At 44.1% G+C, this 12,305-nt stretch carries 16 protein-coding genes; 12 read left to right on the plus strand and 4 right to left on the minus strand.

The genetic code is table 11. The features are described from left to right. Window positions 1-215 precede the first annotated feature (215 nt). The 3 genes from QUA54_RS15285 to QUA54_RS15295 are packed head-to-tail and all read left to right on the plus strand — an operon-like array spanning window position 216 to window position 1,128. Window positions 216-557, plus strand: coding sequence for a type II toxin-antitoxin system RelE/ParE family toxin (locus QUA54_RS15285; RefSeq protein WP_333415288.1), 342 nt, complete (start codon window positions 216-218; stop codon window positions 555-557). Next, window positions 547-909 carry a transcriptional regulator gene (locus QUA54_RS15290; RefSeq protein WP_333189648.1) on the plus strand — a complete coding sequence of 121 codons (363 nt, stop codon included), beginning with the start codon at window positions 547-549 and terminating at the stop codon, window positions 907-909. The genes QUA54_RS15285 and QUA54_RS15290 overlap by 11 nt, the downstream gene beginning before the upstream one ends. Window positions 910-945: 36 nt before the next feature. After that, window positions 946-1,128, plus strand: a complete 183-nt coding sequence (locus QUA54_RS15295; RefSeq protein WP_333415289.1) for a helix-turn-helix transcriptional regulator — start codon at window positions 946-948, stop codon at window positions 1,126-1,128. A gap of 26 nt (window positions 1,129-1,154) precedes the next feature. Here QUA54_RS15295 and QUA54_RS15300 read toward each other — a convergent pair whose 3' ends face one another. Further along, window positions 1,155-1,298, minus strand: coding sequence for a hypothetical protein (locus QUA54_RS15300; protein WP_333067808.1), 144 nt, complete (start codon window positions 1,296-1,298; stop codon window positions 1,155-1,157). Between the two features lie 55 nt (window positions 1,299-1,353). On the opposite strand from QUA54_RS15300, the gene QUA54_RS15305 reads away from it, so the two are divergent. The 4 genes from QUA54_RS15305 to QUA54_RS15320 all read left to right on the plus strand — a co-directional run bounded on the left by QUA54_RS15305 (window position 1,354) and on the right by QUA54_RS15320 (window position 4,895). Continuing rightward, window positions 1,354-2,181 (plus strand): M15 family metallopeptidase, encoded by an 828-nt coding sequence (locus tag QUA54_RS15305; RefSeq protein ID WP_333415290.1) that lies wholly within the window; start codon window positions 1,354-1,356, stop codon window positions 2,179-2,181. Between the two features lie 168 nt (window positions 2,182-2,349). Then, entirely contained in the window at window positions 2,350-2,928 is a 579-nt protein-coding gene (coaD, locus tag QUA54_RS15310; protein ID WP_172191284.1) for a pantetheine-phosphate adenylyltransferase, read from the plus strand. After that, entirely contained in the window at window positions 2,811-3,497 is a 687-nt protein-coding gene (locus QUA54_RS15315; protein ID WP_172191282.1) for a DivIVA domain-containing protein, read from the plus strand. Before coaD ends, QUA54_RS15315 begins: the two co-directional genes overlap by 118 nt. 345 nt (window positions 3,498-3,842) lie before the next feature. Continuing rightward, window positions 3,843-4,895, plus strand: coding sequence for an acyltransferase (locus QUA54_RS15320; protein WP_333415291.1), 1,053 nt, complete (start codon window positions 3,843-3,845; stop codon window positions 4,893-4,895). 14 nt (window positions 4,896-4,909) lie between these two features. Here the strand turns inward: QUA54_RS15320 and QUA54_RS15325 are convergent, their stop codons facing one another. Next, window positions 4,910-5,641 (minus strand): TIGR04283 family arsenosugar biosynthesis glycosyltransferase, encoded by a 732-nt coding sequence (locus tag QUA54_RS15325; protein WP_333415292.1) that lies wholly within the window; start codon window positions 5,639-5,641, stop codon window positions 4,910-4,912. 227 nt (window positions 5,642-5,868) lie between these two features. Here QUA54_RS15325 and ubiG point away from each other — a divergent pair, with 227 nt between their 5' ends. The 5 genes from ubiG (at window position 5,869) to QUA54_RS15350 (ending at window position 10,477) form a co-directional block, all read left to right on the plus strand. Beyond that, complete coding sequence (gene ubiG, locus QUA54_RS15330) at window positions 5,869-6,714, plus strand: bifunctional 2-polyprenyl-6-hydroxyphenol methylase/3-demethylubiquinol 3-O-methyltransferase UbiG (RefSeq protein ID WP_333415293.1); 846 nt, start codon at window positions 5,869-5,871, stop codon at window positions 6,712-6,714. Window positions 6,715-7,158: 444 nt separating this feature from the next. Next, the gene (locus tag QUA54_RS15335; RefSeq protein ID WP_172191275.1) at window positions 7,159-7,485 is read left to right on the plus strand and encodes a cupin domain-containing protein; all 327 of its coding nucleotides are present in this window, start codon (window positions 7,159-7,161) and stop codon (window positions 7,483-7,485) included. A gap of 162 nt (window positions 7,486-7,647) precedes the next feature. Next, entirely contained in the window at window positions 7,648-8,160 is a 513-nt protein-coding gene (fldA, locus tag QUA54_RS15340; RefSeq protein WP_333415294.1) for a flavodoxin FldA, read from the plus strand. Window positions 8,161-8,289: 129 nt separating this feature from the next. Beyond that, window positions 8,290-9,027 carry an alpha/beta hydrolase gene (locus QUA54_RS15345; RefSeq protein WP_333415295.1) on the plus strand — a complete coding sequence of 246 codons (738 nt, stop codon included), beginning with the start codon at window positions 8,290-8,292 and terminating at the stop codon, window positions 9,025-9,027. Between the two features lie 541 nt (window positions 9,028-9,568). Then, window positions 9,569-10,477 (plus strand): alpha/beta hydrolase, encoded by a 909-nt coding sequence (locus QUA54_RS15350; protein WP_333415296.1) that lies wholly within the window; start codon window positions 9,569-9,571, stop codon window positions 10,475-10,477. Window positions 10,478-10,560: 83 nt separating this feature from the next. On the opposite strand, the gene QUA54_RS15355 is transcribed toward QUA54_RS15350, so the two are convergent. Both QUA54_RS15355 and QUA54_RS15360 read right to left on the minus strand, forming a co-directional pair. Then, window positions 10,561-11,004: a DUF4079 domain-containing protein gene (locus QUA54_RS15355; protein WP_333199287.1), complete on the minus strand. Its 444-nt coding sequence runs from the start codon at window positions 11,002-11,004 to the stop codon at window positions 10,561-10,563. 194 nt (window positions 11,005-11,198) lie between these two features. Beyond that, window positions 11,199-11,939, minus strand: coding sequence for a WecB/TagA/CpsF family glycosyltransferase (locus tag QUA54_RS15360; RefSeq protein ID WP_333415297.1), 741 nt, complete (start codon window positions 11,937-11,939; stop codon window positions 11,199-11,201). Window positions 11,940-12,305 lie beyond the last annotated feature (366 nt).

Here is a 12,305-nt window from a genome sequence, read left to right on the forward strand (position 1 = left end):
CGCATTAAGTCAAGGGGCGATCGGGCGGGCTGCAAGATTCGAGTTCTCCGTGGCTAGAATCAAGATTATGAAAGCGCAACCGAGGGAAATTAAGTGTTACACCACGCCTGATGGCAGAGTTCCTTTCGATGGGTGATTTTGAGTTGGCCCAAGTGAAGAAGCTTTGATAGGGCGATCGTCGGTATTAAGATGAGGGTGCAAGTACGATCGACCTTATGGAAGTACAACCGTGGGAAATTAGACGTTATATTACCCCAGACGGTAGAAATCCTTTCGCAGAGTGGCTTAGTTCCCTGCGAGATTTGAATGCGGTAGTTAAAATTGAGCAAAGGCTTGACCGAGTTCGCTTGGGGAATTTAGGAAACAGCAAGTCTGTTGGGGCAGGAGTCTGCGAATTAAAAATTGATTTTGGGCCGGGGTATCGCGTGTACTTCGGACAATTGGGGTCAACAATTGTTCTTCTTCTCTGCGGTGGGGATAAAAGCAGCCAAGAACAAGATATTCGCAAAGCTAAGGAGTATTGGAAAGAATATGGAGAACGCGAAAATGCCAACTAGCGATAGTTACCAGGACTATTTGATTGAAGCCCTCAAGGATAAAATACACGCTGCTGCTTATCTAACGGCGCATTTGGAAGATAAAGAACCTGAACCCGGTTTGCTCGAACTCACATTTAACAATGTATTTGAGGCTCTTAGAGAGCCAAATATGTCTGCTGATGATGCTAAATTGCATCGAGAAAAATTAGATATTTTGTTGTCGCAGAATGGAATGGCTACAATTTATGCTTTAGCTAATTGGCTGAATGCTCTGGGATTGAAGTTAACAGTTGCGGTGGCTCAAGAGGATGAAGGGGAAGAGGAAAGTTCTGTTGCTGGTGCTGAGTTGGTGGAGGTTGGTAATGTTTGATTTGGGTCGATCGAGCTTTAAGCTACTAATTAGACCTTGACGGCGCTCGGATGCCGATCGCTAAAGGAAGTAGCCGATCGCTCTGGGCTATCCTACAATACTGTTAAAAGTTATGCCCGAGCGCCCGGTATGGCAATGGCTGGCATCGGTGCTCTGCTAAAATTGGTGCGGACGTTTGATGTGTCGATCGAAGAATTGTTGGATTTTGTCGAACAGTAACAAATTACACTTAAAATAAACCAGTGCTACCAGCGCCAACCAGTGCGACCTCGCAGGGACGATCGACTGTGGGCCCAAGCAACAGATGCGAGAGTTGGCGGATGGGAAGGGGCGAAGTCAGAAAGAGATGATATATTCTCAGCGGCAATTGTAGCTGTTCGATCGCCCATATCGGTCTACAATTTTTAACGTTGAGCCTTATTGAAGTGCAGGAGTGGAGCTGGCTTGGATAACGCTAGTCTGTCAAGAAAACCCCCGCAAGCCTCGGAGCTTGTCGCCGACGAAATTCCAGAAGCAGTGCGAGACCACCCATACCCAGAAGCAGGGCAGAGTCAGTCTAAGAAAAAAGGGCTGATTTGGAAACTGCTAGGGTTGGCCGCATTAGCCTGTGGGGTCAGCATCTGGCTGCACCTCAACTTTAACTTGTTCCCAGCCACCAGTCAGGCAGAGCAAACTCAACAAAACCCAGCACCGGTGAGTTCCGCGTCTGGGTCGGTCGCGAGTCCAGCTACCAACCCAAAAGCCACCGCAACCCCAGACAACCTGCTGGGACACTTGCCGTACGCAGAAGCACCAGCCAAAGACTTGGTAGGTGTCACCCCCGACGGTAACGTCACACTCCGCACTTCAGCAGCAGCAAAATATCAGGAAATGGCCAACGCCGCAGCGGCCTCAGGCATTTACTTCGCTCCCATATCCGGCTTTCGCTCCCTCGAAGACCAACAACACGTATTTTTTGACGTGAAAGCCGAACGCAGGCAAAACGCCAGCAAGCGAGCCGAAGTCAGCGCCCCTCCAGGTTACAGCGAACACCACACCGGTTACGCGATCGACATCGGCGACGGCAGCGCCCCGGAAAACAACCTCAGTCCCAGTTTTGAAAATACCCAAGCATTTAAGTGGTTAGAAGCCAACGCCGTCGCTTTCAGCTTTGAAATGTCGTTCCCCAAAAACAACCGCCAAGGCGTCAGTTACGAGCCTTGGCACTGGCGGTTTGTGGGCGACAAGCAAAGTCTAGAAACTTTCTACAAAGCTCATTCGATGAAAAAGTAGAAGGAAGAAGGAAGAAGGAAGAAGGAAGAAGGAAGAAGGAAGAAGGAAGAAGGAAGATTTTCCACATCTCCGGCTTTGCCACTCTCCCACTATCCCACTGCCGCACTATCCCACTCTCTCATTCCCCCACTCGGACACTCCCTCACTCCCCCAAACTCCGCCAAACTCGTGATTGCAATCTATCCAGGCAGCTTTGATCCCATAACCTTCGGTCACGCAGACATTATCGAGCGGGGATCTAAACTGTTCGATCGGGTAATTGTTACGGTAGTCAGAAACCCCAGCAAAACCCCTCTCTTCACCGTAGAGGAACGGATCGAGCAGATCCGGCGATCTACCCAACACTTGCCAAATGTAGAAGTAGACAGTTTTGAGGGTTTGACAGTAAACTATGCTAAGATTCGACAAGCCAAAGTGCTGCTGCGGGGGCTCCGGGTATTAACAGATTTTGAAATGGAACTCCAGATGGCCCACACCAATAAAACCCTTCTGGGTGAAATTGAAACAGTTTTTTTGGCAACTTCTAACGAGTACAGCTTTTTAAGTAGTAGTGTAGTTAAAGAAATAGCCAAGTTTGGTGGCTCCGTAGATCATCTTGTTCCGAAACACGTCGCCCTAGATATTTACAAATGTTACGCCAGCAGGAACCAACTCGCATCGAACCCGACAGTACCGGCCTCCGCACTGAGAACGAATCACCTCAGAACACAGCCGCCTTCGGAGATCCCACCCGAACCGCAGGAGTAGACATCCAGCGGGAATTGAACAGGCTTGAGGAAATTGTTCTCGACAGCCCGCGAATTCCTATGACCAGACGCACTCTGGTGGATGAAGAACAGTTGCTCGATCAGTTAGACTTGGTGAGGCTAAATTTGCCGATAGCCTTTCAGGAAGCCGAAACGATCATCCGCCACAAGGACGACTTGCTTCAAGAGGCGGAACTTTACGCTCAGGAAGTGATAGAAGCAGCAGAACAGAGAGCGGCAGAACTTTTAAACGACATGGGCCTGCTCCAGCAGGCGAAGATAGAGGCAGATCAGTTGCGGCAGCAAGTTTTGCTTGACTGCGAGGCAATTCAGCAGGCGACGCTGGCGGAAGTGGAACAAATTCGCTACCAGGCTCAAGAGGAATTGGAAGAGATGAGAGTGAGGGCGATGGCTGAATGCGAGGAAATTCAAAACGGAGCCGACGATTATGCCGACCAAGTGCTCGATAATATCGAACACAAGTTGAGCGATATGCTGCGCGTGATCCGCAACGGGCGCGATCGGTTGGATAGTGTTTCTGCGTCGCACATCCATCACACCAACGGTTAGCCAACAGTTAACTCATTGCTTGAACCTTTATAAAAATCTACCTAATTTAGGTAGATTTTTTTTTGAATAGTCTTTATAGTCTTTCTTCCTCAATTCCAGCACTCGGTGACTTATTTTTGCCGAGATAAGTTTTGTGAAGATAGGAGCAAATATAACATTTTATGATATTCTACTCATACCAAATCCGGCTTAAAAACCCCCTTTATCTCAGTTCGCGGAGGCGGACTTCGTTTGACTCTATGCAGCGGTTTCAACCGCCGAATGATAAAAGGGTAGCAAACCCGGATTTCGTATCAGACAAAAAATTCCTAATTTAAATCAAATTTTTGCAATCTAATTTTTACCATGCAAAAAGCTTCTAATCGGTTCGCTGAATTTGATTTGATCCGAGCTTTAGCGATCGTCAGTGTTGTGATTACTCATGCTGGGTTCTTGGCATTTAAAGATCGCAGAATTCTATTTGTTGCGATCGATACATTTCAACTGTTCTGCGTACCTGCATTTTTACTGCTGAGCGGCTTTTTTCTCACCAACAAACTGGAAAATCAAAATAATCCCGCAGTGGTAGTCCAAAAAAGACTGTCAAGAATTCTACCCCCCTATCTATTTTGGTCAGTAGCTTTGTACATTTTAAATAATTGGGGGGAACTCCAAAAATTTGATTTACTGTCATTACTCAGAGATATCCTGACCGGCTCGGTGATGCCTCCCTATTACTTCATCGTTGTGATTGTTCAATGCTACGGCTGGTGGTGGCTTCTCGTGAAATTAAGATTTTTAGAACCCCGAAAAGTTTTGGCTTTGGGCTTAACAATTCAAACAATTTTTACAATATTCTTCTACTTAACCGCTTTCAAATATATATCAATACCTCTACCTTTGATGGAGCGCTGGATTTTTAGTTGGATTTTGCCATTTTCAACTGGTCTGTTTTTGGGTGCCTCGTACGACAGAATTCAACCCGTTCTCGAACGGAAAAAAATGCCAATTTTAGGGGCAACGATCCTTTTTTATCTAGCTAGCATTTGGGAATATTACCTGAAAAGTGGAGTTAATTCGGAGACATGGTTTCTCCGATCGTTTTTTAAACTATCTGCTCAAGGATACGCAATTTTGTTCGTATTATCGATTCTCGCATTTTCTAAGAGTATCGCACTTCCCAGTAGAGTATCTGGGTTAGTCAAAATATTGGCTGCTTACTCATTCCCTATATATCTCCTGGATTCGACAGTAGTAAAATATGTGTTGTTAGTGTTTTATAAGTTTATTGACCCGGTAAATCCGCTGCTGAAGCTCGGCTTTTTAGTTACGGGGACTTTGTTAGGTTGTTGGGCGATTATTTACCTGTTGGAAAAAGTTTTGCCCAAAAATTATAGGCAGTACATTCTGGGAATTTAATCGGATTTTGTGTTTCAGCGGATGTCTTCATAAAACTGCTTGAGATACCTCGCTGGAACGCCAAAACCCCATAAAAAACCAATGGAAAGATAGATCGCAATTGCTTTAAATTCGCCCCAATTCGCCACTCGCCGATCGCTACTTTCTACTACCCGATTGACTAACTTAATTCTCCCCCGTCGCACTAACTTCAAACACAAATCCGCTTCCTCCATAATTGGCATCGCGGCATCGAAACCGTCGCATTCCCAAAAATCGGTACGGCGGCAAAAAATAACTTGGTCGCCAAACAGCAGGCGCAATCCTTTGAAAAATAAATGAGGTCGAAATAACAGCGGCGCGTAATAAGTTTTCAGGTAATTGTGCAGTGAAAAACCCCATCTTGTTTGCTGCAAACCACCCATCAAGGAGATAAACCCGCCACCGACAATTTTGGCATCGGACAATGTTTTCTGGATGACTGCTACGATGTCGTCGGGAACTAAAGTATCGGCGTGGAGAAAGCACAGAATCTCGCCGGTGGCGACTTGGGCACCTAAGTTCATTTGCACGGAACGTCCGGCTGTACTGCTAGAAATAACGCGGGTGGCAGCGGAAAGTGCGATCGCCACTGTTTCGTCTTGACTGCCGCCGTCTACCACCAACACTTCCCAAGCCGGAGGATTGAGAATGCTGAGTTGGCGGAGGGTGCGTTCCAGACAAGTCGCTTCGTTGAGGGCTGGGATGATAATAGAAACGCGATCCATTTCGTTGAAATTTGTGCCAAAAGTATTATAATAAAAAGCTGTGGCGATTCGCAACTTTAGAGAAAATAGAACTTATGCGCGCGGATTCCGAAACCCGGTTCCTGCCTGCGAACTCGTCACGAAACCTCGGATTTTTCACAGAAACCGGGTTTGTTGGCTATTCCTATAAAATCAGGCAAAAGTGCGATCGCCCTCTATATTTTCCACTAATCAGGACTGAGAAAATCGTGCAGAAAACAGAAGTAAAAAATGATTTAGAATTTTATGAGGAAAATGCCGATAATTGGTGGGACGAAAACGCTAAAATTTATGCCTTATACCATCTAAACAAACCCAGATTTGAGTTTTTCGACAGACACGCGACTAATTGGCAAGGGCTGAAAACCTTAGATGTCGGGTGCGGCGGCGGCTTTTCTTGCGAGTTTATGGCCGAGAGAGGCGCTATTGTTTCTGGAATAGATCGATCGGACAAATGTATTGTAGCTGCTCAAAATCACGCAGTTACCAGCGGTTTTGAGATTGACTACAGGCAAGGTTTTGCCGAAAATATGCCCTACGACGACAATACCTTTGATGTTGTAATCTGCGTGGATGTTTTGGAACACGTGGCCGATTACAAAAAGGTTGTGTCAGAGGTTCACAGGATTCTCAAGCCTGGGGGACTGTTCTTTTTTGATACAATCAACCGAACTTTTTCCTCGCAAATTGTGATGATTGGACTGATGGAAAATACATTGCAGGAAATTAAGCGGGGCGTTCACGATTGGGAAAAGTTTGTTACCCCGGATGAACTGTCTGTGGTAATGCGCGACACGGGTTTCGGCCAGATTGAAATTAAAGGTTTTGATATGTTTGGAGAAATGGGCGCTATTTTAGCCCAGATGCACGGTTTTTGGGGGAATTTTACAAGTGGAAAGCAGCTATTTCCTTCGGGGGAAAGTTTGAAACAAGTTTCTCAAGTGCTAATTTCTAATATCGCTCACTATGTTGATTACAAAAAGTCTGGCTTGTTTAAAATCAAAATCAATGAGGATACGTCGATTATGTATGTTGGCGTAGGGGCGAAGAATTAGTCGGTTAATTGTTGATTGTGGATTGTTAACTGTTGTCATTAGAGGCGAGTTTGAGACGGATTTTTGCGATAGACAAATCCGACTAAAACCCGCCTCTATTGCATTTTGTAGGGTGCGCACGCAGCGGTGCACCTTACTGTATTGCAGGCAATTGAGAATTGCTGTATTGCCGATCGCACTACAAACGTAATTTCAAGAACTAACTGCAAATAATTACCAACTATTTTTTTTAGTTAAGCCCTTGTGACGCGCAGTCTGAGCGTCCCAAAATACCGCCCCGTCTTAGTTTGGGGCTGCTCGCGTTGAGCGGACACCTAGCTTGACAGCCTTTTGTAATAAATCTTAATGTTTTACTCTTGACAATATATCTAAATTGCATGGTAGCTTATTGAATATTAATTGCAATAAGTGCCGGAAGTTAATAGTACCTGGAGGTCAATCACCGTGACAGCAGCAATAGTTTCCGCGTCAGCCTCGCGAATCAGCGACGGACAACCCGCCGACAGCCAAAAACTGATGAGTTTGGGTAAAAATTCCGAAATACCTGACCTCGATAACTCTAAAGATGTAACCCTCGCCGTCTTAGAAGGAGTGGGGACTCTCACGGTGTGCGATCGAACAGTCACTTTAAAACCCGGAGTATTTGTGTTTGTACCCGCCGGCATCCCGCGCAGTCTAAAAGTACAAACGACGCTGAATTTGTTACTAATTGACTGCGAACCCGACCCCGATATGAGCGAGTCAGCTTGGTTGATGAATTTTCAACTTTAACCCGATGAAAAAACAGTGTCCTTGCTGCCTTGACTCCCTAATTTCTCAGGTTTGCCACAACCGTGTCTACTGTTTTTGTCTGAATTGCAGGCAGGAAATGCCAAATCCTGACTCAAAAAAAATAATTCTCAAGCACTATCAAATATCACCTTCGGAGTAAAAATGTCAAAAGCAATTGGTCTTTTCTACGGAACTACAACTGGGAAAACTGAGTCTGTAGCTGAAATGATTCGGGATGAATTTGGCGGCAATATCGTGACATTGCACGAGATCGGCAGCGTTGAAAATGATGATTTTGCCGAATACGAATGTCTGATTATCGCTTGTCCGACTTGGAATATCGGCGAACTCCAAAGCGACTGGGAAGGTTTTTTTCCCGAACTTGACGATATTGATTTTAGCGGCAAAAAAGTAGCTTATGTGGGAACTGGCGACCAAGAAGGCTACCCGGATAATTTTATGGATGCAATGGGCATTCTGGCTGAAAAAATTTCGGAACAGGGCGGCGAAACAGTCGGTTATTGGCCGGTAGAGGGCTATGATTTTAATGAATCTAAAGCTGTAGTTAATGGCAAGTTTTTGGGTCTTGCTATTGATGAAGACAACCAATCCGATCTGACGGAATCGCGCATCAAATCTTGGGTATCTCAACTCAAGAAAGAATTTAGCTTGTAGACTTAACGGTAGCAGGGTGAGTTTTGTAATTAGATTATGTTCGGCAATCAAAGTTACGCACTCAACCCGCCCCAAAAATCTAGCAAATACATTATTATTGTTAATAACTAGATCTCCAACTTAAAATAGATGCAATTTAGTTCAGAAGACGTGCTTTGGTTAAGTGTAAGTCCGAGTTTGCAATTCTTCGATCGCTCGCTGCTTTCCTACTTAAATGATTCTGTACCAGTGCAAATATGGGAATACCAACAAACTGAAGATGAAGCTTGCTCTTTAGATATGGCTGTTGAACTTTTGCACGATTATTTAACAATGCGCGATCGCCCAATTCATCTAATAGGCCACAGTACCAGCGGATTAGTTGGTTTAATGTATGCGCGCCGCTATCCTCACAAAGTAAGTTCTTTGGGGCTTTTATCTGTTGGTGTGCCATCTGCTATTAATTGGCAAGCACATTACTATACGCATTTTTCAGCTTTTCCCTGGAGCCGAAAACAAGTTTTGACTCAAATGGTTGGCGATATGCTGGGATTGCCAAATCAAATAATTAATCAAAGATTTATATCATATTTTGAGGATGACTTAGCCTGTTCTCCTTGTCCTCACTCCTTATTTAGGATTAGTAATTCCCGCGAGCAAGGTGTAGAAGTACCTTTGTTGATATGCAGCAGCAAAACAGATTTTGTGGTATCTCCTGTGGTCATGCGCCGCTGGTCGAAATTTCTCAAGAAAGGCGATCGGCTTTGGGAATGTCAAGACGGTAGGCATTTCTTTCACCACTTCTATCCAGAACAAGTCGGCGAAGAAATACTTAATTTTTGGCTATCTCTACACAGCCGCCAAGCAATTCTAAATTTTAAATTTTAGGTCGCATTTGCTATTTTTTGATACCGAAATTGTATGCGGTAAATACTACATTAATTTCGGTAATTCCGGGCAATTTGTTCAGACCTGCTTATACTGTTTTGGCGCAGTTGCCCCAGTCCTTCCCGGCAATTTTAGTTTGTAGGGTTTTGAGCCATGGAGTTTGAGTTATCATCACTATCTTTTTTAGATTTGAGAATAATTGTAAAAATTGTTTAACGTATATTAAGATGTTTGAGTAAATAGTATGCTAATTTTATTGGATTTATTAATGAGTTTTTGTGAAAAAACCGCAGAGGTGCTCTTGACGCAGAGGAAGGTAATAGTAGATTAAACAGAAATTATTGGCAACGATTATAAAATATTTTAACATCAGGTTAAGAAACTCAGGCTTAGGCTGGGCAGAGGGATACTAAGTATCGATCGAGTTTTAAGATATCGCTTGCCCCAACTCCTAAAATAGTGAGCGAGCAAACATATATACTTAAATCTTAGGGTGAGTACAGGGACACTGCCCCTACCGATTAACAATTTATCAAGAATTATGTCAGCAAGTTTTCTCCCAAAATCGATCGCACAGCTAACAGAATCTACATCCATTGCTTTAGCCCAAAGCATTCAACGAGAGGCAATTACAACTCCCCTATCATCTGGGGCAATTGCCACAACTTACGCGCACCAAGGCAGCGGAAACACCCCTATTTTGCTAATTCACGGCTTCGACAGTTCGCTGTTTGAATTTCGCCGCCTGTTGCCGCTGCTGGCTGCCGAAAATGAAACTTGGGCGGTTGATTTGTTGGGTTTTGGCTTTACAGAAAGAGCGGCGGGTTTGGCATTCAGTCAAAAAGCGATCGCCACTCACCTCTACTATTTCTGGAAAACGCTAATTTCGCAGCCTGTAATCTTAGTCGGTGCTTCAATGGGAGGTGCAGCAGCAATTGATTTCACCCTCACCTATCCCGAAGCTGTCAAAAAATTGGTGTTAATAGACAGTGCAGGTTTTGCCGTCACTTCTAATAAGGGAAAATTTCTCATTCCTCCCTTAGGATATTTGGCAACTTCATTTTTGCGAAATCCTAAAATCCGCCAGCGAATTAGCATCAATGCTTATTTCGATAAAAAATTGGCTTCTCTAGACGCTCAAACTTGCGCTGCTTTGCACTTGGAAATGCCCAACTGGAATCAAGCTTTAATTGCGTTTACCAAAAGCGGCGGTTACGGAGGTTTTCGGGATAAACTGTCGCAAATTCAGCAGCAGACGCTGATTTTGTGGGGAAAACAAGACCGCATTTTGGGGACGGCGGATGCGGCAAAGTTTGAAAGTGCGATCGCCAATTCTCAACTAATTTGGATACCCGACTGCGGGCACGTTCCCCACTTAGAAAAGCCAGAGATTACGGCACAGCATATTTTAGAATTCATAAATAAAAGCGGACTCACGCAAAACATTTAAATGTAGGGTGCGCTGCGGCGCACCTTACATATATGTTTTATCTTGCGCATTTGGTATATAGTTTGATGTCAAACAGACAGGTTTCAAACTTTAGGCAAATACTTCTGTACGATCGTCCATCCTGTGATCGACACAGTCACAAATCCCCCAAACAAAGCCAAATTAGTGGTGATGTGGAGGGGACGCGCCCAAGGATGTTTAGGACCAATTTGTAGACCGCTTCCAACAGAAACCAACACCAAAGCAACAACAGCTAATCCCGCCGGTAAATGAGCCGAGTGACCCAAATTGCCGTAGTATCCCAGGGTACCGACTACACCAATTCCCAGCAGTAAAATTACCAAAGTCGCCATCGCCACACCAGTCGCCAAATGAAAGGGACGCAGCCATTTTGGGCGCTGCTGTTTGGTACTGCGGGCGGCAAACATCCAGGTTCCAGTAACGGCCAGCAACAGGTAAGCTAACAGGGAAACACCCATTGACCAAGCTGCTATTTTCCACAACCACAAGAAAGAAGGCAGATTCATGATTTAAATCCCTAATTAGGGATTTGCAACAAAGGTTTCATTCCGATTTTACCTGGACTTGAAAGCAAAAATGAATAATTTTGAGAGAAAGTGCGATCGGACTATCCACAGCTTGCATCCGTCTGAGCTTGAAGTCAAACCTACTTTCTCTCATACTCAGCTTAATTTACGCTAGAGATTTGTCGCTCCCGTTTTTAGGAGCCGCCTTCCCATTCTAGCTTCCTGGTTTTGCTCTCAAGGAAAGGCATTTTATAAAACCCTAATTTTTGTTCTAAGATTAATCGGAAAAAAGGCAGACCTTCTATCAAATATCTTTTCCACAACCTTCTCGGTTCACTTAACAGTCGGTACGCCCATTCTATGCCGACTTCGCTCATCCATTTGGGAGCTCTTGCTTTGCAACCAGCTTCAAAATCAATGGTTGCACCTACTGCTAAGAAAATTTTGACGTGTGTTAATTTGCTCCTGTATTTCACCAGCCACTTCTCTTGCTTGGGGGCTCCGACCCCTATGGCCAGAACTGTAGCTCCTGATTGATTGATCGTGTCAATTATTTTTTCACACTCTTCCTCATTGTTTTCAAAGCCAAAAGAAGGAGAATGTGCTTCAACCACTATTTCTCTACCAATTTTTTGATTAATTTTTTCCTGGGCTTTCTTAGCAATACCTTCAGCAGCTCCTAGCAAAAATATTTTAATGTTCTCGTTATCTTTGTGATACATATAAAATGCAGGGAACAAGTCCGAACCAGAAATCTTTTCTTTGAGAGGAGTTCCCAAAAACTTGGAGGCATACATCAATATTTGACTGTCGCAGACTCTATAGGTAGAGGTATTGTAAGCTTCATAGAAGTCGCGGTCGTACTGCAACTTAATCAAGTGGTCTACATTGGGCGTAAATACGACACCACCTTCGCAGTCGAGTTTTTCAAACAACTCTGTTATTGACAAGTTATCTATCGAGACATTCAATAAATTAACTGTGTTCATTTATTATTCCCTTCCCGCTTTATATTAAGCTACAACTCAAACTATTATAACGCACAATACAGGTTCGTGTTTTCACTACTTGGGCGCTTCAGTGAATAAACTTTCTTAAGTATATGCCCGTACACCCTACCTGTCCAGTCATGGTTTTTAAAGATTGTGTAAAGAATCAGGTCGTTTTAGTAAAAAGTATATTAAGCCCATTTTCTTTACAAATCGCAACATAGTATCAATAAAAAACCCATGCCGTGCTAATAGTTGAAGCATTGCAAATTAAGGTCAAAAAAAATTTTTGCCTTAATTTTAAGCTATTGA

It is taken from the genome of Microcoleus sp. MOSTC5 (assembly GCF_036701825.1).
Lineage (GTDB): Bacteria > Cyanobacteriota > Cyanobacteriia > Cyanobacteriales > Microcoleaceae > Microcoleus > Microcoleus asticus.

Excerpts from the sequence above, each read along its gene's own strand:
- QUA54_RS15285 (WP_333415288.1), top strand. The coding sequence starts at position 216 with ATGGAAGTACAACCGTGGGAAATTAGACGTTATATTACCCCAGACGGT.
- QUA54_RS15290 (WP_333189648.1), top strand. The coding sequence starts at position 547 with ATGCCAACTAGCGATAGTTACCAGGACTATTTGATTGAAGCCCTCAAG.
- QUA54_RS15300 (WP_333067808.1), bottom strand. The coding sequence starts at position 1,298 with ATGGGCGATCGAACAGCTACAATTGCCGCTGAGAATATATCATCTCTT.
- QUA54_RS15315 (WP_172191282.1), top strand. The coding sequence starts at position 2,811 with ATGTTACGCCAGCAGGAACCAACTCGCATCGAACCCGACAGTACCGGC.
- QUA54_RS15320 (WP_333415291.1), top strand. The coding sequence starts at position 3,843 with ATGCAAAAAGCTTCTAATCGGTTCGCTGAATTTGATTTGATCCGAGCT.
- QUA54_RS15325 (WP_333415292.1), bottom strand. The coding sequence starts at position 5,641 with ATGGATCGCGTTTCTATTATCATCCCAGCCCTCAACGAAGCGACTTGT.
- fldA (WP_333415294.1), top strand. The coding sequence starts at position 7,648 with ATGTCAAAAGCAATTGGTCTTTTCTACGGAACTACAACTGGGAAAACT.
- QUA54_RS15345 (WP_333415295.1), top strand. The coding sequence starts at position 8,290 with ATGCAATTTAGTTCAGAAGACGTGCTTTGGTTAAGTGTAAGTCCGAGT.
- QUA54_RS15350 (WP_333415296.1), top strand. The coding sequence starts at position 9,569 with ATGTCAGCAAGTTTTCTCCCAAAATCGATCGCACAGCTAACAGAATCT.
- QUA54_RS15355 (WP_333199287.1), bottom strand. The coding sequence starts at position 11,004 with ATGAATCTGCCTTCTTTCTTGTGGTTGTGGAAAATAGCAGCTTGGTCA.